General features: G+C 41.3%; 24 protein-coding genes. 16 read left to right on the top strand and 8 right to left on the bottom strand.

Annotated features, from left to right (window positions below; translation table 11 throughout):
• Positions 1 to 285 precede the first annotated feature (285 nt).
• The 6 genes from OCV39_RS07410 to OCV39_RS07385 all read left to right on the top strand — a co-directional run bounded on the left by OCV39_RS07410 (position 286) and on the right by OCV39_RS07385 (position 5,304).
• Positions 286 to 1,098 (top strand): substrate-binding domain-containing protein, encoded by an 813-nt coding sequence (locus OCV39_RS07410; RefSeq protein ID WP_261889449.1) that lies wholly within the window; start codon positions 286 to 288, stop codon positions 1,096 to 1,098.
• A gap of 47 nt (positions 1,099 to 1,145) precedes the next feature.
• On the top strand, positions 1,146 to 1,844 hold the full coding sequence (locus OCV39_RS07405; RefSeq protein ID WP_017051569.1) for an ABC transporter permease: 699 nt from the start codon (positions 1,146 to 1,148) through the stop codon (positions 1,842 to 1,844).
• Between the two features lie 9 nt (positions 1,845 to 1,853).
• Positions 1,854 to 2,573 carry an energy-coupling factor ABC transporter ATP-binding protein gene (locus OCV39_RS07400; RefSeq protein WP_017051570.1) on the top strand — a complete coding sequence of 240 codons (720 nt, stop codon included), beginning with the start codon at positions 1,854 to 1,856 and terminating at the stop codon, positions 2,571 to 2,573.
• A complete protein-coding gene (gene mobA, locus OCV39_RS07395; RefSeq protein ID WP_261889448.1) occupies positions 2,551 to 3,135 on the top strand; it encodes a molybdenum cofactor guanylyltransferase MobA in 585 nt (194 codons plus the stop codon). The genes OCV39_RS07400 and mobA overlap by 23 nt, the downstream gene beginning before the upstream one ends.
• Positions 3,135 to 4,964: a bifunctional molybdopterin-guanine dinucleotide biosynthesis adaptor protein MobB/molybdopterin molybdotransferase MoeA gene (locus tag OCV39_RS07390; RefSeq protein ID WP_261889447.1), complete on the top strand. Its 1,830-nt coding sequence runs from the start codon at positions 3,135 to 3,137 to the stop codon at positions 4,962 to 4,964. Before mobA ends, OCV39_RS07390 begins: the two co-directional genes overlap by 1 nt.
• A 73-nt stretch (positions 4,965 to 5,037) precedes the next feature.
• Complete coding sequence (locus OCV39_RS07385) at positions 5,038 to 5,304, top strand: DUF2960 domain-containing protein (protein WP_261889446.1); 267 nt, start codon at positions 5,038 to 5,040, stop codon at positions 5,302 to 5,304.
• Positions 5,305 to 5,440: 136 nt separating this feature from the next.
• On the opposite strand, the gene nagK is transcribed toward OCV39_RS07385, so the two are convergent.
• Positions 5,441 to 6,349: an N-acetylglucosamine kinase gene (nagK, locus tag OCV39_RS07380; RefSeq protein WP_113795552.1), complete on the bottom strand. Its 909-nt coding sequence runs from the start codon at positions 6,347 to 6,349 to the stop codon at positions 5,441 to 5,443.
• A 145-nt stretch (positions 6,350 to 6,494) separates the two neighbouring features.
• Positions 6,495 to 7,241, bottom strand: coding sequence for a tRNA-uridine aminocarboxypropyltransferase (locus OCV39_RS07375; protein WP_261889445.1), 747 nt, complete (start codon positions 7,239 to 7,241; stop codon positions 6,495 to 6,497).
• 76 nt (positions 7,242 to 7,317) lie between these two features.
• Here OCV39_RS07375 and OCV39_RS07370 point away from each other — a divergent pair, with 76 nt between their 5' ends.
• Positions 7,318 to 8,121 (top strand): sterol desaturase family protein, encoded by an 804-nt coding sequence (locus OCV39_RS07370; RefSeq protein ID WP_017051576.1) that lies wholly within the window; start codon positions 7,318 to 7,320, stop codon positions 8,119 to 8,121.
• 30 nt (positions 8,122 to 8,151) lie between these two features.
• On the opposite strand, the gene OCV39_RS07365 is transcribed toward OCV39_RS07370, so the two are convergent.
• Complete coding sequence (locus tag OCV39_RS07365; RefSeq protein WP_261889444.1) at positions 8,152 to 10,209, bottom strand: methyl-accepting chemotaxis protein; 2,058 nt, start codon at positions 10,207 to 10,209, stop codon at positions 8,152 to 8,154.
• 110 nt (positions 10,210 to 10,319) lie between these two features.
• Here OCV39_RS07365 and OCV39_RS07360 point away from each other — a divergent pair, with 110 nt between their 5' ends.
• Positions 10,320 to 10,811 (top strand): C40 family peptidase, encoded by a 492-nt coding sequence (locus OCV39_RS07360; RefSeq protein ID WP_136994659.1) that lies wholly within the window; start codon positions 10,320 to 10,322, stop codon positions 10,809 to 10,811.
• Between the two features lie 26 nt (positions 10,812 to 10,837).
• Here OCV39_RS07360 and OCV39_RS07355 read toward each other — a convergent pair whose 3' ends face one another.
• The 3 genes from OCV39_RS07355 to OCV39_RS07345 form a co-directional block, all read right to left on the bottom strand.
• The gene (locus OCV39_RS07355) at positions 10,838 to 11,182 is read right to left on the bottom strand and encodes a DUF3802 family protein (protein WP_113795559.1); all 345 of its coding nucleotides are present in this window, start codon (positions 11,180 to 11,182) and stop codon (positions 10,838 to 10,840) included.
• 232 nt (positions 11,183 to 11,414) lie between these two features.
• Positions 11,415 to 12,368: a sensor domain-containing diguanylate cyclase gene (locus tag OCV39_RS07350; RefSeq protein WP_017051580.1), complete on the bottom strand. Its 954-nt coding sequence runs from the start codon at positions 12,366 to 12,368 to the stop codon at positions 11,415 to 11,417.
• Positions 12,368 to 13,333 (bottom strand): response regulator, encoded by a 966-nt coding sequence (locus tag OCV39_RS07345; protein WP_029203247.1) that lies wholly within the window; start codon positions 13,331 to 13,333, stop codon positions 12,368 to 12,370. The genes OCV39_RS07350 and OCV39_RS07345 overlap by 1 nt, the downstream gene beginning before the upstream one ends.
• 231 nt (positions 13,334 to 13,564) lie before the next feature.
• Between OCV39_RS07345 and OCV39_RS07340 the strand changes: the two genes are divergently transcribed.
• Complete coding sequence (locus OCV39_RS07340) at positions 13,565 to 14,434, top strand: fructosamine kinase family protein (protein ID WP_017051582.1); 870 nt, start codon at positions 13,565 to 13,567, stop codon at positions 14,432 to 14,434.
• Between the two features lie 242 nt (positions 14,435 to 14,676).
• Positions 14,677 to 14,880 carry a CPXCG motif-containing cysteine-rich protein gene (locus OCV39_RS07335; RefSeq protein ID WP_017051583.1) on the top strand — a complete coding sequence of 68 codons (204 nt, stop codon included), beginning with the start codon at positions 14,677 to 14,679 and terminating at the stop codon, positions 14,878 to 14,880.
• Positions 14,881 to 15,007: 127 nt separating this feature from the next.
• On the opposite strand, the gene OCV39_RS07330 is transcribed toward OCV39_RS07335, so the two are convergent.
• Positions 15,008 to 15,622, bottom strand: a complete 615-nt coding sequence (locus OCV39_RS07330) for a riboflavin synthase subunit alpha (protein WP_261889443.1) — start codon at positions 15,620 to 15,622, stop codon at positions 15,008 to 15,010.
• Positions 15,623 to 15,804: 182 nt separating this feature from the next.
• On the opposite strand from OCV39_RS07330, the gene OCV39_RS07325 reads away from it, so the two are divergent.
• Positions 15,805 to 17,175 carry an MATE family efflux transporter gene (locus tag OCV39_RS07325; protein ID WP_136994655.1) on the top strand — a complete coding sequence of 457 codons (1,371 nt, stop codon included), beginning with the start codon at positions 15,805 to 15,807 and terminating at the stop codon, positions 17,173 to 17,175.
• Between the two features lie 68 nt (positions 17,176 to 17,243).
• Here OCV39_RS07325 and OCV39_RS07320 read toward each other — a convergent pair whose 3' ends face one another.
• Complete coding sequence (locus OCV39_RS07320; RefSeq protein WP_261889442.1) at positions 17,244 to 18,119, bottom strand: DNA ligase; 876 nt, start codon at positions 18,117 to 18,119, stop codon at positions 17,244 to 17,246.
• 339 nt (positions 18,120 to 18,458) lie between these two features.
• Here OCV39_RS07320 and OCV39_RS07315 point away from each other — a divergent pair, with 339 nt between their 5' ends.
• The 5 genes from OCV39_RS07315 (at position 18,459) to OCV39_RS07295 (ending at position 23,325) form a co-directional block, all read left to right on the top strand.
• Complete coding sequence (locus OCV39_RS07315; protein WP_017051587.1) at positions 18,459 to 18,785, top strand: STAS domain-containing protein; 327 nt, start codon at positions 18,459 to 18,461, stop codon at positions 18,783 to 18,785.
• A gap of 75 nt (positions 18,786 to 18,860) precedes the next feature.
• The gene (locus tag OCV39_RS07310; RefSeq protein WP_261889441.1) at positions 18,861 to 19,721 is read left to right on the top strand and encodes an OmpA family protein; all 861 of its coding nucleotides are present in this window, start codon (positions 18,861 to 18,863) and stop codon (positions 19,719 to 19,721) included.
• Positions 19,708 to 21,816: an SLBB domain-containing protein gene (locus tag OCV39_RS07305; protein ID WP_017051589.1), complete on the top strand. Its 2,109-nt coding sequence runs from the start codon at positions 19,708 to 19,710 to the stop codon at positions 21,814 to 21,816. The genes OCV39_RS07310 and OCV39_RS07305 overlap by 14 nt, the downstream gene beginning before the upstream one ends.
• A complete protein-coding gene (locus OCV39_RS07300; protein WP_261889440.1) occupies positions 21,816 to 22,505 on the top strand; it encodes a P-loop NTPase family protein in 690 nt (229 codons plus the stop codon). The genes OCV39_RS07305 and OCV39_RS07300 overlap by 1 nt, the downstream gene beginning before the upstream one ends.
• Positions 22,506 to 22,515: 10 nt before the next feature.
• On the top strand, positions 22,516 to 23,325 hold the full coding sequence (locus tag OCV39_RS07295; RefSeq protein ID WP_261889439.1) for a phosphate/phosphite/phosphonate ABC transporter substrate-binding protein: 810 nt from the start codon (positions 22,516 to 22,518) through the stop codon (positions 23,323 to 23,325).
• Positions 23,326 to 23,336: the final 11 nt, after the last annotated feature.

The following is a 23,336-nucleotide window of genomic DNA, read 5'->3' as shown; positions in this document are numbered from 1 at the left end:
GTTGATTTCGAGATTATTGAATCTTATGGGACAGAGTGTACCAATACTTCTTATATTCAACCTAACTAATGTGAGACATTTTGTCTGTTTTCTTAAATTATCTCTATAAATCGAGTTTAAAAACAGCATCTTGGTATACTTTACGCAATCAAATAACTTGGCATTAGGTTTGCAATAAGCTCGTGGCTTATCAGATTCGAAATTTAATTTCGGTTATCGTCATACATGAGCATATGCAGATAATCACTCTGCGTTAAATTTAATAACTACATAATGGATTACATAATGAAAGCGATTACAGTTACTTTTGCCGCTCTTTCTCTCGTCAGTTACTCCGCAATGAGTGCCGATGATGCAACTCACGTACGTTTGGCGACAACAACCAGCACTTATCACTCTGGTCTGTTGGATTATTTATTGCCTGAATTCGAGAAAGATTCTGGTTTAAAAGTAGATGTGTTAGCGGCAGGTACTGGAAAATCCCTTCGCATGGGCCAAAATGGTGATGTTGATTTAGTGATGACCCACGCACCAAAAGCGGAAGCGAACTTTGTTGAGAAAGGTTACGGTGTTCTGCCACGTAAATTAATGTATAACGACTTTGTTATCGTTGGCCCACAATCAGATCCAGCGAAAATAGCAGCTGAAAAAGATGTGGCCGAAGTGTTCAAAAAGATCGCCTCAAATGACGTGACTTTTGTGTCTCGTGGCGACGATTCAGGCACTCATAAAAAAGAGATGGGCATTTGGGCGCAAACGAAAATGGAACCGAACTTCGGGGGTTACCGCTCTGTTGGACAAGGTATGGGCCCAACATTGAATATGGCGTCAGAAATGCAAGGTTACACCATGACTGACCGTGGTACGTGGTTGGCTTATAAAAACAAAATTCAGCTTTCTGTTCTTTTCCAAGGCGATAAGAAACTGTTTAACCCGTATCAAGTGATTTTAGTCAACCCTGAACGTTACCCTAGCATCAATTACCAAGGCGCGAAGGCATTCAGTGATTGGTTAGTTAACCCACGTTCTCAGCAGCTAATTAATGATTTTAAATTAAACGGTAAACAACTGTTTGTAGCAAACGCACAAGAAAAATAGGTCTTAACGATTTGTTCTCAAGAAAATAGGTCTTAACGGAAACCAATATGAGCCTTTGGCAAACTACGTTAGAAGCATTACATCTGCTGGTGAGTTTAGATACCAATTTATGGGAGATCGTTGCGGTCTCTTCCAGTGTCTCACTTTCCGCTATTTCTCTGGTTCTGTTGCCAGCAATTATGTTGTCTTTCATTCTTGCTTACACTGACTTTACTGGGAAATGGCTGCTGCTGTCTGTCATTAATACACTTCAAGCCGTTCCTACGGTTGTGATTGGTTTGTTGCTGTATATGCTTCTCTCTCGGGCGGGACCATTAGGTGATTGGCAAATGCTTTTCACCCAAAAAGCGATGATCTTGGGCCAAATGCTCATCTGTTTTCCTATTCTAGTCTCCATGATGCATGGCGCATTACAATCGAGTGATCGCCGTGCAGTAGAGACAGCCATTACCTTGGGTGTTTCAGTCCCAAGAGTGGCGGCAACCTTAATATGGGAAACCCGTTTTCCACTCTTTGCTGCGACAATTGCAGCATTCTCTCGTATCGTTACCGAAGTTGGCTGTTCAATGATGGTCGGTGGTAATATCATGGGTATGACTCGAAATATTCCAACCGCTATTGCAATGGAAAGCCATAAAGGTGCATTTGCTCAAGGTGTCGCACTTGGTATTGTTTTACTGACACTGGCTCTTATTCTCAATTTTTTCCTTTCTAGTATGAGAGGAAAAGGTTATTTACGGACTTAGGTGCGCGGAATGACGATAAAAATAACCGCTACTCAGCTTTCGATGCGTTTTAAAGATCGTGTTTTATTCCACATTCCTGAGCTATCGATTGGCCCAAATGACGCTATCTACTTGAAAGGCGACAATGGTGTAGGAAAAACGACCTTACTTAAAATTCTGTCAGGTTTAGTTAAACCAACAACGGGGAAAGTCGATTGCCCTAACCGCTCTCTGTTTTCGACGATGTTTAGAAAAACTGGCAGGAAAGATGTCATTTATCTGCATCAATCACCCTATCTATTTGATGGTTCAGTGTATCAAAACGTTGTTTATGCCATTCGTTTTCAAAAAGAAGCGACAAAAGACAAACGAGCACAAGTTATTAATGCCTTAAGAATGGTAGGATTAGAGACCCTCGCAGACGAGCACGTTTCAGTCTTATCTGGGGGCGAAAAACAACGTGTCGCAATGGCAAGAGCTTGGATCATAAAACCATCAATACTTCTGATGGATGAACCAAGTGCCTCCTTAGACCAAGAGTCCATTGAGAGATTGGTTGTCATGGCAAAAGATCTGTTACAGAGAGGATCAAGTTTGGTCATTACCAGTCATCAAACCAATGCGCTAACCGATTTATGCAAAAAACAGTGGTGGATTAAAGAGACAACCATGGTTGAATCACCGTTGTTACACGTTATTTCTAAAGAACAAGCACAAGAGAATTCATATGTTGCAACCAACGGAAACTAGTTGGGTCATTTTAGCCGGTGGGCAAGCAAGTCGCATGGGCGGTAAAGATAAAGGATTAGTGGAGCTCAATGGTAAGCCACTAATTCAGTACGTTTTCGATAAACTCTCCACACAAACCGATAGCATTATTATTAATGCTAATCGTAATGTAGAGCAGTACAGCACCCTTGCTCCGGTTGTCTCTGACTCTTTTCCTGATTATCCCGGTCCTCTAGGTGGAATCCATGCCGGTCTTTTGCATGCGGGTACTGATTGGGTTGGTTTCGTTCCTTGTGATAGCCCACAAATTAACAGTGACTTAGTCGCTCGTTTTTGTGCTGATGTTCAAGTGGATTCGGACATTTTAGTCGCACACGATGGTGACTATAAACAACCAGTATTTACCCTTTTTCATAAGCGCGTATTGCCTAAGCTTGAAGCTTTTTTACAGCGCGGAGACCGTAAAATCATCTTGTTGTATAAAGAGTGTCAAACCAGTTATGTCGATTTTAGTGATTCGCCTACCTGCTTTGTTAATTTAAACACTCCTGAAGAACTTAAGCAATTTGGAACTATTCAATAATGACGACTTCAAATATAAAAGTACCTACACTCCCATTGCTTGGTTTTGCTGCCTACAGCGGTACTGGGAAAACGACCCTTTTAGAGATGCTGTTGCCGAAACTGACCGATGCAGGGCTAAAAATTGGCGTACTTAAACATGCTCACCACAACTTTGATGTCGACAAGCCTGGAAAAGATAGCCACCGCTTGAGAAAAGCAGGGGCATCACAGATGTTAATTGCTTCACGCAACCGCCATGCTTTAATGACTGAGACTCCTGAAGCTGAGGCCGATTTCGAATACCTGTTGACCCGATTTGATACTGATAAACTTGATTTGATTTTAGTTGAAGGCTGTAAGAATATCGCATTCCCTAAGATTGAATTACATCGGGAAGAAGTGGGTAAACCGTGGCTATACACTAATGACACTAATATCATCGCGATTGCAGCGGATAGTCGTGTTGAAACTGAACTGCCACAAATGTCGATTAATGACCTTGATGCTATTGCCGATTTCGTCATCCAATATGCTACTAAGTTCAATGGCCAATCGACTTCTCTAGACTGCAAATCAGCACTTGATTGCAAATCAACATCCAAAAAGAGAGAGATGTCATGCTGTGACACTTTGGCCCCAGCCGCACTTTCGGTTAGTCAAGGACAAGAGAAAATCCTCTCTCTTATTTCTCAGCAAACCCTCACAACATCGTCTCCGTTAATGGCGTCTTATGGCTGTGTATTAAATGAAGATATTGTCTCTCCGGTAAATGTTCCGCAATACACAAACTCGGCAATGGACGGTTACGCGATTCGAGGGGATGATCTGGAACGCAATTCCTACAAAATCGTAGCTGAAGTTCTTGCGGGTTACGCTTATGACAAAGAACTGAAACTTGGTGAATCTGTTAAAATCATGACCGGAGCCCCCGTCCCTATGGGCGCAGATACTGTGGTCATGCGTGAGCAAGCGATTGAAGAAAGTGACACTGTAAGTTTTCCTGATGCGCTGATTAAGCAAGGACAAAATGTTCGTCAAGCAGGTGAAGACATTTCTATTGGTCAAACTGTATTTGCTAAAGGTACACGCGTTGAAGCTCCGGAAATGGGGATGATAGCATCACTTGGCTTTGGTGAATGCCCTGTACTGCGCAAAGTTAAAGTGGCAGTTTTCTCTACTGGTGATGAAGTTCAAGCCCCAGGAACAGAACAACGCGCGAACTCTATTTACGACTCTAACCGCTTTACTATCATGGGTATGCTGCAAAAGTTAGGTTGTGAAGTGCTTGATTTAGGCATCATTGAAGATGATGAAAATCGCATGATGGAAGTACTGAAAAGTGCAGCGCAACAAGCGGATTTAGTGATTACGTCTGGTGGTGTGTCTGTTGGTGATGCGGATTACATTAAGCTCGCTCTTGAAAAGTTAGGGCAAATTGATTTTTGGCGTATTAACATGCGTCCGGGTCGCCCACTTGCCTTCGGACAAATTGATGAGAAGCCTTTCTTTGGTTTGCCGGGGAACCCTGTGGCGGTAATGGTATCGTTCATTAATTTTGTTGAGCCTGCGATTCGTAAAATGCAGGGTGAGTCCAATTGGACGCCATTGAAAGTTGCAGCGATTGCGAGTGAACAACTTCGTTCTCGCCAAGGAAGAACTGAGTTCAGCCGTGGTGTTTATACGATGAATGAACATGGTGAATTAGAAGTAAAAACCACAGGTAAGCAAGGCTCTGGGATCCTTCGTTCAATGAGTGAGGCGAACTGTTTGATAGAGATTAGCCCAGCGATTGATACAGTAAAAGAGGGAGAAAGCGTGACAATCATCCCACTTCAAGGCAGAATCTAGCCAATATCATTCAAAGAACTTGTTTAAAGATGCTGTTTAGCATTTTTGTTTAAATATTTAGAGAGAATATTCAATGGCTCGTACCATTATCTACACTTATAAAGATGAAGAAAAAACACTGACATTTTCATACGAACATCACCGCAATATCCATGAAGCGGTAGCAGAAGAAGAAGGCATCGATTTAACTGAGTTTCTAAAAATGGAACAGCAAATCGAATCTATCTCTGATACTAAATCAGTACGAAACTATCGTGATAATCACTTCAGAAAACTTGGTTTTGGTAAAATCACCATGAAGCCAAAAGTAAACCGTGGTGTTGGCGAGAAAGAAGAATAATTTAACAGGTTATTTTGCAAAAACACAAAGGGCCGATTGCTTTACTCTTTACTAGAAAGAGAAATGCCATCAGCCCTTTTTTATTGTGCAGTCGTCTTAACTTGTCCCGTCTTATAACGGCACCTAAATAATTTAATTACTTAATGTTAAGGAAAGCAGCGCCACGAACACCGCCTGAATCACCGTGTTTTGCTTTGATGATCTTCGGACACTTAGCAACAGATAACAGATGCTTCGGAATACGCTTTGGCATCTCTTCATAGATAAGATCGAAGTTAGATAAACCACCGCCAAGCGCGACAACATGTGGGTCACAAGCCGTGAATAGGTTACCAAAACAGATAGCCAGAAGTTCCATAAAACGCTCTACGTGCTCTACTGCGTTCGCTTCACCTTCCGCATGAGCGGTAATGATATCGATCGCTTTCTTCTTCTCACCGTAGTAGTGCTCATAGATAAGCTCAAACCCACGACCAGATAGGTAACTATCCATACAGCCTTTCTTCTCACAACCACAGCCAAGTAGAGGTGCATTATCACCTAGATGGAACCATGCATCGATAGGAAGACGCATATGCCCTACTTCACCAGCAACGTGGTTACGGCCAGAAAAAACCTTGCCATCATAAATTAAGCCGCCACCAAAACCGGTGCCAAGAATCAGCCCCATCACTGACGGTTCATCTTTTAAATCTTCATCCCAGGCTTCTGAAAGAGCAAAACAGTTGGCATCATTTTCAATTTTCACACTACGGCCAATTTTCGCTTCTAGATCTGCACGTAACTGTTTGCCTTTCGCTGCAGGAACATTAACGGTTAATACCGCGTTAGTATCCGCATCTTCCATGCCCGGTAAACCGAGGCCTATCTTACCTTCAACGCCAAGCTCCGCGTCATACTTAGCCACAAGCCCTGCAATGGTGTCGATCAACTTTTGGTAATCGTCGCCCGGTGTAGGCACTCGCTCTGTCGCTACTCGTTCAAGTTTCTCGTTAAAAGCACCAAATTCAATTTTAGTGCCGCCAACATCGAAGCCGTAATACATGAAATCTCTCCTAAAACCGCTCCAAATCCAGAGCGTAAATAATCAACTATTGGCATTATCCATATCCTCCACCCTACAAACCGTGACCTAGTGCGAATTTATCTCTTCACTAGAATCAGTTGAACAACATGTCTGCACATAGTGGTTAAAGATTAGAGGCATCTCTCGGTTTTTTAAACTCAATAAATGTTCTTAGGGATGGTTTTGTTAAGTCAGGGCGATAACGAGTCTTACTTAACATGTAACTTTCTCTGAATGCTTCAAACCATAGCTCAAGTGTTTGTGCGGCCAGCGGTTCTTGTGCCTGCTTTAAGACTAAACTTGCAACCTCAGCGGTAGACAAGTGCTGTTCATTCTCCGATTTTCGCATCATGTACTGAGAGACAGATTCTGGGTTAATGGAAAGCACGGGTAAATGAGCCAAATAATCAGATCTGCGGAATATTTTTCTCGCTTCACGCCAACTGCCATCAATGAAAATCAGTAACCACTTCTTCTCATCTTTCAATTGCGTGTCTAAACTTTCTAATACACGTGTTTTGTCATCAGCATAATCACTTGGGAAAACAATCACGGGCTGGTATTCATCACTATTAAGCAGTGAGAGCATCTCATCATCAGGTTCAGTACGATTCCACTGATAGACAAACCCTTCTTTAACGACATCCAGTATTAAGCGACCTGTATTGCTTGGTTTCATCACCTCGTTGTCTGAAACAATCAACATCACTGCAAGGTTGGTGTCAAGATCGGGTTGATGTTCACACATGCAGTGATCAACCATGATTTGACAGAACTTACAACGTACAACTTTTGAGCCACGAGCGTTGAAAGGTTTGGTTGAAAGGGACATTCGATGTTCAAATAAGCGGTGAAAAGCGTGGATTCGCATTGATATAAGCTACTACTATAGAAAATTGGCTCGATTGTACTTACAGTAGTGACAGATTCATAGAGGAAGTGATGTCATGCAAGACCCATCAATAGTTCGTTTTAGCTTTTTTATCGTCATTTTTTGTTTATGTGCAATTTGGGAATGGCGATCTCCACGTAAACAATTAACGCAAAGTAAAGGCTTTCGTTGGTTAAATAATGCGGGCTTAATTGTTCTAAACAGTGTCACGCTCAGTTTATTCATGCCGGTATTAGCTTTTCAGGTTGCCATTGTCGCTCATGACCACGGTTGGGGCTTTTTCAATCTTCTCGAACAGAATGCCATCGCGATACCCCTATGGCTAGAAATCATATTCAGTATCATCTTGCTGGATATGATCATCTATTTTCAACACATGATATTTCACCGTGTTGGATTCTTATGGCGGTTACACCGAGTTCATCATGCTGATCAGGATATAGATGTCACAACAGGGGCTCGTTTTCACCCTATCGAGATCGTGCTATCTATGTGGATCAAAATGATATGTGTAATGGCCCTTGGAATTTCACCGCTGGCTGTTGTCGCATTTGAGATTATTTTGAATGGAAGTGCGATGTTCAATCACAGTAACGCTAAACTCCCACTCAAGGTTGATGCATTTTTGCGACGCCTAATCGTTACTCCTGATATGCATCGAGTCCATCACTCTGTGGTCGTCAAAGAGACCCATTCTAATTTTGGCTTCTTCCTTTCGATATGGGATAGAAGCTTTGGTACTTATATTTCTCAGCCGCAACTTGGCCATGATAAGGTGATTATTGGGTTACCTATCTTTAATACGCCAGATGAACAAAGGTTGGATAATATGCTTACTCAGCCGTTTAGAAATAATTAAGGCAATATCCATATATCAGTGTGAGTTTGTTTATGCTTGAACTGCACACTGATACTTATGTAACATCGTTTGCTGTTGGGCTGCAATATCAGCCACTTGCTCAGAACTCTCAACCATAGACTCTAACCTAACCTTAGTCTGTTCCCCTTGCTCACTAATTTGATTGATAGAACGACTGACATCGGCGGTTGCTCGTTCTTGCTCTTCTGTGGCTACGGTGATCTGTTCGACTCTTTGGCTTATGTGGTTCACTGATTGTTGAATATCCCCAAAAGTGGTTTTAACTTCATCGCTGGATATCAACGCCTCTACCATCTCTACTCTAGAGTCTGATATTGCACTACGCGACACTTGGGCCGCATTCACAAGATCATTCATCATCACTCGAATGTTTGACGTCTGTTTCGAGGTTCCACTAGCCAAAGCCCTGACTTCATCCGCAACCACTGCAAAACCACGTCCTTGCTCTCCTGCTCTTGCCGCTTCAATGGCTGCGTTCAGTGCAAGTAGATTGGTGCTTTCGGCAATACCACTAATCAAGTCGACCATTGCTTGAATTTTTGTGACTTTCATATCCAATTCTTGCATCGCGCGATCACTAGAATCTAAAGATTGTTCCAATGACTTTAAACGTTGCCTGTTTTTATCAACAACCTTAACACCAGTCGTTGCTTGACCCGAAGCAGTCTGAGAATCCGTGTATGAATCATTCGTTACGGTTGCAATCTCTTGGATTGAAGCCTCAAGTTCACTCACAGTAGTTACGATACAAGTTAACGCTTCATTTTGTTTATTTAGGCTTCGATTGGAGCGCTCTGCGGCATCGTGACTGATTTCAGCTGTTTGGTATAGCATTTCGCAGTTACGCGTCACCATCGAAATAGACTGATTGGTTGAATCTATAACTTGATTCAGTTTTACCGCAAGTTCTCGCATCTCGTACGGCCCAACTTGTTTGAGCTGTTGGGTCAAATTATGAGTGGTGATTTCATTTAAGCCATTTTTGAGGTTATTCAATCCTTTATCGATCCATGCCCTCAAAATTACCCATGACATTGCAACAATGGCAACGATAAATACACCGAATATAATCAACTCTTTTGAGACGGTCTGCATAGTGTTGTGAACGACTTTTTCGCTTTGGGCTATATTATCTCTTGCCATCGTTGATGTTTGATTAAGTAACCCAATGGTACTTTTGGCGATAACCGAAGCCTTTTGTAGCTCGTTATTTTGTTTCTCTATGAATTCAAGTTTGCTGAGGATCTGCTTTAGGACACCGTTAGGTTCGAACCCCTCATTCACCATCTGAAGTGGTGCAACCAAGCTGGCATATTCGACAATATCAGGGTGCCAATGTGAGAAATCATCAAAAGCAAGCTTAATTCCAGCTTGTCGATTTCGCATCTCCTTATACAACTTTAATGCGCTTTCTGTTGTTGTTTCCATCATCATTAGAAGAAACGAACTTTCCATAGACGTTGCACTTGAAATAAAACGGTTCGCTGAATCCGAAGCTTCAGGGTTTTCGCTTACGAGGAACATACTAATGCGGTTCATTTCTGGCCCAATGGAATTCAAACCGTAACGAAAAGCGGTGGCGTTCGAGGATATGAGAGCCTGCTGCGCAACTATATTTCTTTGACCTTGTATCACGGACTCGGTGATTTGATGTAGTTGCTGCAAGCTGTGTTTTAGCTCTTCAAGTTGATCGATTGATATTGTTGAGTCCGCACTTTTTGCGATGGCTACCAACGATGACAGCTTTTGATTACTGAGGCTTTTTAGCTGCTGAATTCTTTCTTGCACAGGTTTTAGTTGGGCTTCTGATTCAACTTGAGTCCCATAATTTATGAGTTTTACTTGTTCTAGAATATTTTGTGTTAGCTCTGCATTATTAAATGCAAGCGGTAGAGCTTGAGTCGAAAGATTGTTAAATTGAACCGTAATTTTCTCAAGCCCTTTATTACTGGCGATAATGAGTGCAAGAACTAGTGAGATGAGCGCAATAAAAATAAAGCTGATCGTTTGAGTAATGGATGGGTTCCGTGGAAAAAGCGATTTAAATACACCAATTAAATATTTCATATCTCTCCGTTAAAGCACTGATGCAATCATTTGCATTTATTGAGAGCAATGCTAGTAAGTGGATATGACGCCAATATTTCATTTTTAAATCATTTATGTGACGGTCTACTATGTATAAAAATCAGCTTTTATTTCCAATAATCATCAGTTTAGTCATAACAGGTTGTTCGAATGCGCCGAGCCATATTATTGGAAGTCAAAATAGAGTGGTGCCATTTGAAGAACAACTGCCCGATAATCATCTTTTAATGGTTCAATTTAATAAATGGTCAGGGACGCCCTATCGGCTTGGTGGAAACAGCTTGAATGGTGTTGATTGTTCAGCTTTTGTTCAAGAGGTTTATCGTAGTGCGCTTGGTTTGGCCCTTCCAAGAACAACGGCGTTACAGAGTGAGCGTGGTAGAAGTATTGAGTACCAACAGGTTAAAACGGGAGATTTAGTATTCTTTAAGACGTCGTATAAAACACGACATGTTGGAATTTATTTAGATAACAATAGATTCATGCATGCATCAACATCAAAAGGGGTGATTATTTCAAGATTGGATAACCCGTACTGGGCTTCTGCGTTTTGGCAAATAAGACGAGTTAACGAGAGTTAAATCGAAATAACTCTCGTCTATTTTGATCAGTCGTATTTCGCTACTGCTGTATCAAATAGGTTTTTAACTAATGCAATGTATTCATCTAAGAATTCGATCTGTTGATTCGTTGCTTTCTTAGTCCAAGCACCAGCAAGTACTTCTCCAAGATCTTCAACTACCGCATCAGCTTCTTTAAGCAGTTGGAAACGTACACTTGAATGCAGTTCCGGGTTTTGTTCGAAAATAGCCATGATATTGGATGAAATCATATCAGTAACTATATCTTCAATACTCTCCTCCCCCGTATCTCCTTGCTCATTAGCAAAGACTGACAAGTTAAAGGAAAGGTGCTCAATCAGCGCTAAATATCCATCGGTTTCAACAACCACTTTTCTTCTCCGTATTGGTGCTTACAACAATTTGCTAAACGGCAACCTGTTCAAGCAACATATCTACTTTATAACATAGTGTGAAAACGTATCTAAACTAATACAATATCAAATCTAATACTAAGACATGTCGTCACATTTTCACACTAATCGGTAAGTGTTATGCTGCGTTTTTGGTTGAATGTCGTTTTTATCACCAAAAACAGGCTAATAAACACGCACCAACCATCCACTAACTGGCTGTTGTTCGGTTTCTTCCGTTCTGTTTCGAGTGGTACAAGTTTTCGTCAGCTTGTTGGATCCACTCCAAATGGTCACCTAATTTTGGATTAAATTGGCACACACCCAAACTTACTGTGAACTTGACTTCCACCCCACAAGATTTCACCACCTCTGCTTCAATTCGTTTCCTCAGCCTTTCTGCAAAGTAAAGGGCTTGATCTGCCGTGGTATCGGGTAAGACCGCAGTGAACTCTTCACCACCATATCGCCCACACATATCGGTTTTACGTGCTTGTTTCAGTAAAATAGAGGCGGTTTCTCGAATAACATCATCACCCACGGTATGCCCGTAAGTGTCATTCACTCTTTTGAAGTGATCGATATCGAAAATCACCAGCGAACAAGGTGAGTTAACCACTTGAGCATGATCAAATTGCTCTTTAAGACACTCTTCCCAAAAAGAACGATTAAATAAGCCTGTTAAGCCATCAGTACGGCTGATTTTGGCTAAGTCATGGTTCGCATCTCTAAGTTCGATCTTATTCTTTGCAATATCAGAAACATCATTGATCATCAATGCAATATGAGTCACTTCTCCAGACAATGAACGCAGAGGTGTGATGACGACATCTTGATACATGTATTCAACGCCTCTCGACACTGGTGAGAAGTTTGAAAATTTGAACAAATACGGGCGATCTTCCCAACTTGAGAATGACTTTGTCGCTAGTGCTATTGCGGCTTCAACTTTGGTGTGCATCCAACATTCAGGTAAGTCTGGACAGGCAGAAAAAAGATTCTTACCCATAATGTTTTGTGACTGAATACCACTGTATGACTGCATGAAATTATTCCAGACACACACGTTATATTGGCGGTCAATCACTACAAGGCCAGAATCAAGTGTATCCATTAGCTGCATAACCCAATGAAAATCCGTCATATCGACAGTTAAATCAGACATTACATCATCTCCATTAGTTTATAAATTTCAGCAACCGACTTATTATCAAGCAAGAAAAGCACTTCACATTGGAAATCGAGTGTTTCCGCTGAGTAGGTATATTCGATAGTAAAGATCTCTTCAGAATCTGAAATGCTGGATTGCGTTTTCTGAATATGACCCAAAACGGTAGGCTGTCTGAGAGCGACTCGTTTTGCTAATTGCTCCCCCAGGGCGACTAAATAGGAAGAAACTAATAAGTTTGCAATATTTAGTACAATTTCGTTGTAGGTTGAGTGTTCAGGCGTATAACCAAGACGAATTCCGATCTCATTAACATGCGATCCTCTTAAGCAGACCAAAGCTTCGCCGTGTAATCCACCACCAACAAAACGTTGAGACACTGCGATTGAGTTATCACGACTGATCACGTCTTCCATGGTCATTTTTAATTCGCCATAGGTTAATGGACCGACGTTAGGAATGGGTAACTGAATGAATTCACTCAGATGATCGCCAAGAACCGCAGCCCCTTGACCGAGTGCTATGTTGGTTAACTCTTTAAACTTAGTTAAAGGATCGATCGTTTCTGCTTCTTGAACGGGTTTAGGCTTGTTTGCTGTGTAGAAAACAATGCCTAGTTCATCAAAAAGTGGCTTGGCTATTTCAGCGGTAAATGGTTTGGATACGAAGTCATACGCCCCAAGATTTCGACACCTTGTCTTAGCTTCTTGTTGTACATCACCAGAAATTACGACCGTTTTAGTTTGATAGTTGCTAACGGGAAGTGAAGCAAGTACATCGAACCCATCCATTACCGGCATGGTCAAATCCAAGAACAAAATGTCTATATTTTGCTCTTTTAAAACTTGCAGTGCTTCAAGGCCATCTTTGGCAAATACTATTTGTACGTTGTCTGTCTGTGTTATGCATTTGGCGATTGACCTCCGAGCGACCGAGGAATCATCACAAATAAGAATTTTCATAAGTCATTTTTAATTTTTATACTCGTAACATACATAATACTCATACCAACATGTATTTCATACTGTTAAATTCTATGGATGACTTCATGTAGGCGACCGATATCACACTTATTCAGTTCTCTGAGCAATTACAGCCACTTGTTGTGAAAAGTATGCAGAACTTAGCAATCATTGTTAAATTAATGACCTAAGATAGAAAGTAAATAAAGCAATGACCTAGTGAGGGTGATTATGTGGCAAGCCATTTCTCAGCAATTATCAGATACTTTATTGTTTGACTTCAATTTAGTCGAAAAAACCAAAATCTCCGGAGGGGACATTAGCGAATGCTACATGATCAGCGATGGTGAGCAGCGATATTTCGTTAAGGTCAATAGTCGTGATTTTTTTTCTAAATTCGAAGCAGAAGCAGAAAATCTACGCTTACTGCGGGAAACTTCCACCATATTCGTGCCTGAACTCGTGTTGATTGGTAAATCAAAAACAAATTCATTCATTGTCTTAAACTATTTGCCAACCAAAACGTTAGACGATGCTAAAAACAGTTATGCCTTTGGCGTTAAACTAGCCAAATTGCACCAATGGGGTGAACAAAAAGAGTTTGGGTTTGATCGAGATAATTTCATAGGCGCTACACACCAACCGAATAAGTGGTGTAAAAAATGGAGTCGTTTTTTTTCAGAGCAACGAATCGGCTGGCAGTTGCAACTTCTAAAAGAGAAAGGTATCGAGTTTTGCGATATTGATGCTTTTGTAGAAAGTATTCATCAACGTTTAGCCAATCATCACCCTCGCCCATCATTGATTCATGGTGATCTATGGTATGGCAACGTCTCTAATTCAGTGTCAGGCCCTATCTGCTATGATCCGGCCTCTTACTGGGGGGATTTAGAGTGTGATATTGCGATGACTGAATTGTTTGAAGGATTTCAGCCTGATTTTTATCAGGGCTACGAAAGTGTTACCCCTTTAGACATTCATTACGCTGAGAGGAAAGACATCTATAATCTCTATCATATACTGAACCACTGTAATCAGTTTGGTGGCCATTATGTTGAACAAGCTCAGCTACTTATTACAAAAATACAATCTCAACCGTAATTGTCAAGTTCGCAAAAGGCGAAGCGGTTTAAATTGATAATCAGAGCTTTAGTATTTATATGAAACATAATATTTACTTTAAACTCATGTAATTAAGAGTTTACGTCAAACCCTTAAATGTAATAGTTTCTAATATATGAGACAGAGCTAATTTTGTACTTATTTAGCGCCAATAAGTAACCAAACCATCTAAAGTATAAGGAGTAAAGAGAACCTCAGTATATAAGGTGTAAGGGAAATTTATGCGTAACTACACAGAACGAAGAGTTCAATGCCCACACTGTGGACACTCAATTGGGATCACTCTTGATGCTTCACAAGGAAGTCAAAATTTTTACGATGATTGCCCTGCTTGTTGTCATGCGATCCATTTAAATATGACGGTGGATGAGCAGTATGATCGAGTCGATTTACTGGTCGATTCCGATGATGAGCAAGTTTTCTAAGTGTTATATACGATTCAGTAAATAAACAGACAAAGCGACTGGTTACCCGTTGCTTTGTCTGTATGTTTTGGCACTTTAGTTACTAAATGAAGCGACTAAGTGATTAGCTTATAGATACAGTAATGTCCTATTGATCCATTCTGGCAGCAAGTACTCGCTCTACCGTATCGACGATAGCTTGTGTTTGTGGATCAATTTCAACATTCACCTTTTCCCCCACTAAGCGTTGGCCAAAAAGAGTACGATTCAAGGTTTCAGGAATTAAATGTACACAAAATGTATTTTTTTCTACGTCCCCAATGGTTAACGAGCAGCCGTCAATACCAATATAACCTTTAGTAAGAACATATTTGCTCTGCTCATTCGGCAAGCTAAACCAAATGGTTCGATTATTTGGTGTATCGATTATTTCAGTTATCTCAGCGAGGCAATGAATATGCCCTGACATACTATGGCCACCAATTTCATCCCCAAACTTTGCCGCTCGCTCAATGTTCACCGCACTACCCACGCTAAGTTCGCCAAGGTTGGTTAACTTTAACGTAGCTTGCATTAAATCAAACGACACTCGTCCTCCATCAAGCTTGGTAACGGTCAAACAGCACCCGTTATGAGCAACTGAAGCGCCGATTGAAAGTTCTTCTCTCATTTCACCAGATAGCTCAATAGTGTGGGTTTGGAAGTTCTCTTTCTTATCTATTGCAACAATCGTTGCCATACCTTGAACAATACCTGTAAACATTTGCTGATTCCGACAATTTTTAATGGTGCTTATTGTGACATTTCTTTATCATTCACCACAATATATCTGTACATATTATTAGCATTTAAGGATTATCCTGAACCCAATAATATGTCGAACATTTACCTATACTGAACACAGGGCTAGAACGTAACAAAGCCATGCTTGTTTTGGAGAATTTCGTGCATCGTTATAAAAAAGAAGCGGTTAATTTAGTTAAATTATCAACGCCTGTTCTTGTTGCTTCTGTTGCTCAGACAGGAATGGGGTTCGTTGACACTATAATGGCGGGTGGCGTCAGTGCTATTGATATGGCTGCCGTTGCTATTGCGGCAAGTATTTGGCTACCGTCTATCCTATTTGGTGTTGGTTTGTTGATGGCACTTGTTCCTGTAGTCGCTCAGTTAAATGGCTCAGGTAAGCAAGAGAGAATTCCATTTGAGATTCAGCAAGGATTTACGCTTGCCGTCATCATCTCCTTACCCATTCTTGCCGTGCTATTTCAAACGCAGTGGATTTTAGGATTGATGGACATTGAAACCGCTATGGCCGATAAAACTATCGGTTATATGGATGCTGTAATGTACGCCGTTCCTGCCTTTTTGTTTTTCCAAACATTGAGAAGTTTCACCGACGGTATGGCTTTAACAAAACCAGCCATGGTGATTGGTTTTATCGGTTTACTATTAAATATCCCACTCAATTGGATGTTCGTTTACGGTAAGTTAGGCGCACCTGCATTAGGAGGTATCGGTTGTGGCGTGGCGACCGCAATTGTCTACTGGGTGATGTTTGCTTTGATGCTTCTCTATGTAATCAGCGCTAAGAGACTCCAACATGTAGGCTTGTTTAGTCAATTTCATAAACCTGAATTAAAAGCTCAAATTCGACTCTTCAAGCTTGGTTTCCCTGTGGCGGCTTCTATATTTTTTGAAGTAACACTATTTGCGGTTGTCGCTCTATTAGTTGCGCCTTTAGGCCCGACAATTGTGGCTGCGCACCAAGTTGCCATTAACTTCTCATCACTTGTTTTTATGCTCCCGATGAGTATTGGTGCGGCTGTTAGTATTCGTGTGGGACACAAGCTAGGCGAAGAGAGCATTGAAGGGGCAAGAATTGCGTCACATGTTGGGATAATCGTTGGCTTAGTAACGGCCTTTGGCACTGCCATTTTAACCACGTTGTTCCGTGAACAAGTTTCACTGTTATACACCGATAATCGCGATGTTATTGAACTGGCGATGGAACTATTGCTATTTGCTGCGGTGTACCAATGTACAGACGCCGTTCAAGTTATTGCAGCAGGTGCTTTGCGTGGTTATAAAGACATGCAAGCCATCTTCAATCGTACCTTTATTGCCTATTGGTTAATTGGATTACCAATTGGTTGTATTTTGGGGTTAACCGATTGGATTGTTGAGCCTATGGGTGCTCATGGTTTTTGGATTGGTTTTATTCTTGGCCTATCTTCTGCTGCTGTTATGCTTGGGATCAGATTACATTGGATGCACAGCCAAGAAGATTCAGTTCAACTGAAATTTGCTTCCCAGTAAAGAACTAAATTGGAAGTCGATCGTATGGTTGGCTTCCGCTTAGCTCTTAGCTCTTAGCAAAATGTTACCTATCGATTTGGACGCTCACGTAAATACCTTGCAAATTTTGGTACGCCATTTTGGGTGTATCCGTTGTAACGATACGTAACCGTTGAGCCTAACGTTGGTGGCAATAGCCTCATCTCATCAGTAAAACCACTCCCGATATAAAACTCTACTCCTTCACCCGTTCTAACTAAAATAGAGCCCATTTTACCTTTATACTTACCCGTCCCTGATTTATAGCCAATCACCAAGGCTTCAGCATCTTGATGCTTTTTTAGTTTGAGCAAATCATTACTTCGTCCTGCCTGGTATCGACTGGTCACCTTCCTCAGCATTAAGCCTTCGCCTAGTTTCTCGCTTACGCTATTCAATTGGCTAAAGAGCTCTTTCTGTGTTTTTATCGGTGTGTGTTCAACATATTTAACGTGTTGTACGTCTAACTGGCTTACCCAAGCCAAGATATTATAATAGCGTTTTTGATAGTCACCGGCTGAATCTGGCATATCAAATAGCATCAAATCGATTTTCTTCCATGCTGCATCATTCGGAATATCGTCTAACACAGTCTGCTGTACTAGATGGAAATTGCCTCTTCCTGCCCACAGTTCACCTTCGAAACGTATTGGAGGCAACTTTTCAATAAACCAATCAGGGGCATAAATAGGATTTCCATTTTGTGTCACCAGCATTTTTCCTGTCCATAAGGCTCGTATCCCATCCAACTTTTCACTTTTCCAATATTCAGACACATCAATGTCCTGCTGGTAATGACTCGCTTTTACGACTTGAGGTATCCGCTCATCTATTGATTCAGATTTAGAGGGAAATGCTGTTGCTAGCGCAATAGTGACAAAGTTAAGCCTTAATAAAACCGCAGTTCTTTTTTTCAATGTGCTCATCCAACGTTTTTTATATATGTGATTTATAAAAAACCAATATGACGTTACAAGCAAACTACCCCTTGTGGCATGCGAGTAAGGCAACAGTTCATGCTGATATTCCATTTGTCAGTTACATGAAATTTGGACTCATGCACAAATAACTGTTGATTTCACCGTGTCAATTTTCGCCATTCACGCACTTAAATTGTTCAATAATTCGTCTGTCAAATTGAGAAAAACTCGATTCTTAAATTGAGAAAAGGATACAATAAATTTTTATCTATCTGATTTAGTTGAATATATTTCTTGGCACAGATTCTGCTCTTATCTATGCATACCCAAACAGGAGATATCATCATGGAACTACGTAAAATTGAAGCTAACGACACAATACTGACTCTTTCAATCTGCGGCGATATGGATGCTTCAGGAAGTCGAGATGCACAACCACATATCGATGATGTCATCGCACACGACAGCCACCCAGAAATTGAAATTGATTTCAGCCAAGTTAATTTTCTCGATTCGTCAGGTGTTGGTGCGATTGTTTATCTCTATAAACGTCTTGTCGAACGTGAACGAAACATGCGCATTGAAAATGTTCAGGGGCAGCCACTAGAGATCATGAATCTTTTACGTATAGGACATGCCATCCCAGTAAACTCTCGTAGTAATAACGCTTAATCGAACCAGCAATTATTCCAATAAAAACAATAACTAATTGCTCACAATAATTGAAGAATGACAAGGGACGTTGGCATGAAAAACTTATATATGACTTACATAGCAACAGCTGTATTCTCATTTTACTTAACAGGCTGTACCAGCTACCCGGAAAGCGGTACTGGTGGGCTTGCAGAGAGTTACACTAACGCGGACTTCTCGCCAGTAATGCCCGATGAACCTTTAGGACCAGAGCATGGGTTAAGGTTTGATTGGAAACTGGCCAAACTGCATTTGGATGCTCTAATTCAAGAAGGAGCAAAATGGTGTTTCCCTGCTGCTGTTGTTCAAGCCATTGAGAAACAAAACCGTATAGCACGAGAGCTTCAAGGTGGTTTATTGCTGGATGCAGCTAATGATCTTGTCATTCAAAGAAAGCGACTGAGACAATTAGAGCAACAATTAGACTATGTCACATCACAAACTCGCTGCGCCCCACCTAAAAATGAAGCGCAATTTCAAATTCAATTATCTGTTGTTTCGCATTTATTCGATTTGCTCAATGTCGACAATCAATTTGCTTTCGACTCTATTGAGATCAACCCGAAATACATGGGTAAGCTTGCTGAAGCCGCAAACATTCTTAAACAACATAACGCGCTCACATTACAAGTAACTGGCCATGCCGACGCCTCTGGGAGCGAAGAACATAATCAAACTCTGGCACTTGGTCGAGCTAAGCAGGTCAAACGTTACTTAACCATTTTTGGTCTAAACCCACAAAGAATTACAACTAACTCATTAGGATCTACCTTACCTCTATTTGAAGGTGATACGCCTGGGGTGATGTTAACTAATCGACGAGTCAGCATAGAAATTTTATCAAATGATAAAAACAGCCCATCAACGCAAAGTGAGCTAGCCGCTTACCAAGGAGTTCGTTATGAAATGGACTAGCCTACTACTAACAACGCTTGTATTTATATTTACAGGTGCTTCACTCTCTTCTCATAGTCATGCTGCAGAAGACGTCGTTCAGGTAGGTGACCTGATTCAAGTTAACCTACCAGGTGAAGAGACGCTAAACAAAGGATTTCAAGTAAATAAGCGTGGAAGAATAACGCTGCCTGAGATTGGTCCTATTTTTGTCGCTGGCTATGACGAGGCCCAACTAGAACAAACGGTGAAGTCAGCACTAAAGAGTGTTTTCCGTGACCTAACAAACGCAAAAGTGTTCATTAAAAAGCGTCAGATGCTTATTTCAATTCAAGGTTATGTAAAGAAGCCGGGTGAATATACTTTACCTGAAGGTGCCAGCATCCAAATGGCAATTTACGCTGCGGATGGCCTTCGTTCAGGTGCCCAACTTAATAAAATGCAGCTAAAACGTGGTGCTCAAAAACAAGATTTTGATTATAAGAACTTCTTAGATACGGGTAATGAAGATCTGTTACCTGCTCTAAAATCCCTTGATACTTTATTTGTTCCAGCCTCTCCACTTGTGGGTAACATTGAGCAAGAGTTCGACGCTTCAAAACTTGCAAATTCAGGTGACAGTTCAGATGCGAGGTTAGCAATAAAAGTTTTTGGTGAAGTTAATGCGCCGGGGTCATTTTCATATACAAAAGATGCCGATCTTGTGGATATTCTGATGCGTTCTGGTGGTGTTACTCGTTACGCAGGCGTCGAACAGATTCGAGTGATCAGCAACAACGCACCAACTCTATTTAATCTAAAGCGTTATCTCGATTCTGGCGACTCAAGTTTACTCCCTACACTTCTTCCCGGTTCGACTATTTTCGTTCCAATGCAAGAAGAAGAGATTAAATCAGGGGCGAATACCGTATACGTCATGGGTGAAGTTGCTCAACCAGGTGCTTTTGAAGGGAAAAAAGGCGCAACATTTATGGATATTCTCGCTAACGCAGGTGGACCTACTCGATTTGCAGAGTCTCGCCAAATTCGAATTTTAAAGGCTAACGGTAAAGTCATTAAGTTTGATTTAGCGGCATACACTGAAGGCTTAAACGGAATCAAGCCACCAGCGATTCAATCAGGTGATGCCATTTTCGTTCCTGAAAAAACAGATATGAATGAAAAATCGTGGTTAAAGATTGCACCGAATAGAGCGGTTAATGTCATTGGTGAGGTTGTACGCCCCGGCCGTATTGAATGGTCTGATGAAATGGACTTGATGGATTTACTGGCTCATGTAGGTGGCCCGACTCTTCGAGCTGACACCACAAAAATTGAAGTGGTATCCGGCGGAAGACAGATGCAAGTCTTTGATTTAGATAGCTACATAATAAACGGCGCTCAACGAAGTGATCTTCCTGTCATCAGAGCGGGTGCGATTGTACGTGTACACGATCTTCCTCAAGATCCATCAGACAATAAATCTCAATGGGTTCGCCAAAGCTCAGATTCGTCTATTTATGTCTTTGGCCAAGTTAACGCTCCAGGCCGGTACCGTTTTACCAATCAAATGCACTTTTTAGATATCTTATCTGCTGCTGATGGACCAACTAAAGATGCCGACATTCATAATATTCGCGTGACTCATAGAGATAAAACTTACTCTCAAGTTAGTAAATTGAACTTATCTCTTTATTTTGAAACAGGTGATGAATCTCTACTTCCACAAGTTAAAACTGGGGACACCATCTATATTCCAGAAAAAGACCGTAACTGGTTAGATCGTTCTAAAGAATCAACAGTGCGGATCTTAGGGGCGGTTAATGATCCCGGTCGTTATGTATTCGATGACAACATGACAATTCTGGATATTTTAGCTGAAGCTGGTGGCCCAAGTGATTCGGCATACTTAGAGAAAATCAGCGTGGTGAATATGTCGTGCTGTGAAGGACAATCAAGAACATTCGACCTCATTAAATTCAGCAAAACAGGGAATATTTATCAACTACCTGTATTACGAGCTGGCGACACAATTTACATTCCGGATCGTAGCGAAAGTTACATCGAACAAGCTCGTTCAGGTTTACGTGATGTATTACAAATTGCCACCACAATCGTATTAATAGGAGCACTCTAATGGCTATATCTGCTACTCATGCTGAGATTGAACAGCTCTATTTATCAGCTGAACTCGAAAAATGCCGCTCTATTTGCATAACAGCCTGTCATTCAGGTGACGGCGTAACATCAGTAGCAGCCGCATTAACAGAGCGCTACCTACTTGCCGGACACAAAACCTTACTTGTCGATCTCAATTTGTTTAACCCCGCTTTCTTGGATCTTGAGTTAAGTTCCACACAGGATGGAGAACATTGGCTAGAATATAGTGAGACTCATCAATTATTTGTAGGCTTACCTGCGCCAAAAGAGACGTCGACTCAACTTGCGTACAAAGATCCAATTACATTACAGAGAAAAGTGGCACAGTGGCTCAACGAATATGAGCGTATTGTTATTGATACTTCCCCACTACTACAGGTAAATAAAGGGAATATCCCGGCTCAAAGTGTTGCGAGTGCATGTGATTGCACTCTACTGGTTATGCTTACAGGTGTGACATCAGCACATCACTTAACTAAAGCGAAATCACTGCTCTCCGCGAGTTCAATTAACTTATTCGGGTGTGTTATGAACATGCAGCAACATCCATCGCTGGCTCAAGAGATAGTAAGACAACTCAATAAATTTAAGCTGATTCCCAAGTCATTAAGAGCGAAATTAGAATCGGTCATCTATCACAATAATTTTTTAAATTTACCACTTTAATGAGGCTGCTATGAAAAAACTGCTCTGTATGATGTTTGCACTTTCGCCTATGTTAACCTTTGCTGAGCAGTACACGTTCAGTATTGTGCCGCAACAATCTGCGAGTCGACTTGCTAAGCAATGGACTCCTATTATGAATGAACTAAGTAAACGGACAGGCCATGATTTTGTTTTTACTACAGCCGCTGATATTCCTACTTTTGAGCAACGGTTAAGCGAAGGGTTATATGACTTCTCGTACATGAATCCCTACCACTTCGTTACCTTTAATCAAGCGCCCGGTTATCAAGCCATTGCAAAAGCTCGGAATAAACAAATCAAGGGGATACTCGTTGTACGTAAAGACAGTGGCATTACAGACTTAAAACAATTGCAAGATGAAACACTTGCCTTCCCTGCTCCGGCCGCATTTGCCGCAACTATACTGACTCAAGCCGATCTTGCCGCTCAAAATATTAACGCGATCCCTCAATACGTCTCTTCCCATGATTCTGTTTATCTTTCCGTCGCAAGAGGTTTTTACCCCGCAGGCGGTGGGGTAATGCGAACGTTCAAAGCGATGGACAGTGAAATCAGAGAGCAATTAACCCCAATTTGGGTCACCAAAGGTTACACACCCCATGCCATTGCCTCTCACCCTAGAGTACCTCTATCCGTTACAAAACAAGTTCAGGAGATCTTCGCGGATTTATCGAAAACAGATTCAGGTTCTAAGTTATTAACACCACTGAAAATTATTGGATTTGAAGCCGCAGTGAACGACGACTGGGATGACGTCCGAGAACTTCATATCAACAATCTAATGAGTGATAAAAAGTAACTCAAAAATAG

Source organism: Vibrio cortegadensis, assembly GCF_024347395.1.
Classification (GTDB): Bacteria; Pseudomonadota; Gammaproteobacteria; order Enterobacterales; family Vibrionaceae; genus Vibrio; species Vibrio cortegadensis.
The sequence above is the reverse complement of the archived record's forward strand: the minus strand, read 5'-3'. Positions and strand labels throughout refer to the sequence as shown.

Bases quoted from the DNA above. Each gene is read 5' to 3' on its own strand.
- OCV39_RS07410 (WP_261889449.1), top strand. From the start codon at position 286: ATGAAAGCGATTACAGTTACTTTTGCCGCTCTTTCTCTCGTCAGTTAC.
- OCV39_RS07405 (WP_017051569.1), top strand. From the start codon at position 1,146: ATGAGCCTTTGGCAAACTACGTTAGAAGCATTACATCTGCTGGTGAGT.
- OCV39_RS07400 (WP_017051570.1), top strand. From the start codon at position 1,854: ATGACGATAAAAATAACCGCTACTCAGCTTTCGATGCGTTTTAAAGAT.
- mobA (WP_261889448.1), top strand. From the start codon at position 2,551: ATGTTGCAACCAACGGAAACTAGTTGGGTCATTTTAGCCGGTGGGCAA.
- OCV39_RS07390 (WP_261889447.1), top strand. From the start codon at position 3,135: ATGACGACTTCAAATATAAAAGTACCTACACTCCCATTGCTTGGTTTT.
- OCV39_RS07385 (WP_261889446.1), top strand. From the start codon at position 5,038: ATGGCTCGTACCATTATCTACACTTATAAAGATGAAGAAAAAACACTG.
- nagK (WP_113795552.1), bottom strand. From the start codon at position 6,349: ATGTATTACGGCTTCGATGTTGGCGGCACTAAAATTGAATTTGGTGCT.
- OCV39_RS07375 (WP_261889445.1), bottom strand. From the start codon at position 7,241: ATGCGAATCCACGCTTTTCACCGCTTATTTGAACATCGAATGTCCCTT.
- OCV39_RS07370 (WP_017051576.1), top strand. From the start codon at position 7,318: ATGCAAGACCCATCAATAGTTCGTTTTAGCTTTTTTATCGTCATTTTT.
- OCV39_RS07365 (WP_261889444.1), bottom strand. From the start codon at position 10,209: ATGAAATATTTAATTGGTGTATTTAAATCGCTTTTTCCACGGAACCCA.
- OCV39_RS07360 (WP_136994659.1), top strand. From the start codon at position 10,320: ATGTATAAAAATCAGCTTTTATTTCCAATAATCATCAGTTTAGTCATA.
- OCV39_RS07350 (WP_017051580.1), bottom strand. From the start codon at position 12,368: ATGTCTGATTTAACTGTCGATATGACGGATTTTCATTGGGTTATGCAG.
- OCV39_RS07345 (WP_029203247.1), bottom strand. From the start codon at position 13,333: ATGAAAATTCTTATTTGTGATGATTCCTCGGTCGCTCGGAGGTCAATC.
- OCV39_RS07340 (WP_017051582.1), top strand. From the start codon at position 13,565: ATGTGGCAAGCCATTTCTCAGCAATTATCAGATACTTTATTGTTTGAC.
- OCV39_RS07335 (WP_017051583.1), top strand. From the start codon at position 14,677: ATGCGTAACTACACAGAACGAAGAGTTCAATGCCCACACTGTGGACAC.
- OCV39_RS07330 (WP_261889443.1), bottom strand. From the start codon at position 15,622: ATGTTTACAGGTATTGTTCAAGGTATGGCAACGATTGTTGCAATAGAT.
- OCV39_RS07320 (WP_261889442.1), bottom strand. From the start codon at position 18,119: ATGAGCACATTGAAAAAAAGAACTGCGGTTTTATTAAGGCTTAACTTT.
- OCV39_RS07315 (WP_017051587.1), top strand. From the start codon at position 18,459: ATGGAACTACGTAAAATTGAAGCTAACGACACAATACTGACTCTTTCA.
- OCV39_RS07310 (WP_261889441.1), top strand. From the start codon at position 18,861: ATGAAAAACTTATATATGACTTACATAGCAACAGCTGTATTCTCATTT.
- OCV39_RS07305 (WP_017051589.1), top strand. From the start codon at position 19,708: ATGAAATGGACTAGCCTACTACTAACAACGCTTGTATTTATATTTACA.
- OCV39_RS07300 (WP_261889440.1), top strand. From the start codon at position 21,816: ATGGCTATATCTGCTACTCATGCTGAGATTGAACAGCTCTATTTATCA.
- OCV39_RS07295 (WP_261889439.1), top strand. From the start codon at position 22,516: ATGAAAAAACTGCTCTGTATGATGTTTGCACTTTCGCCTATGTTAACC.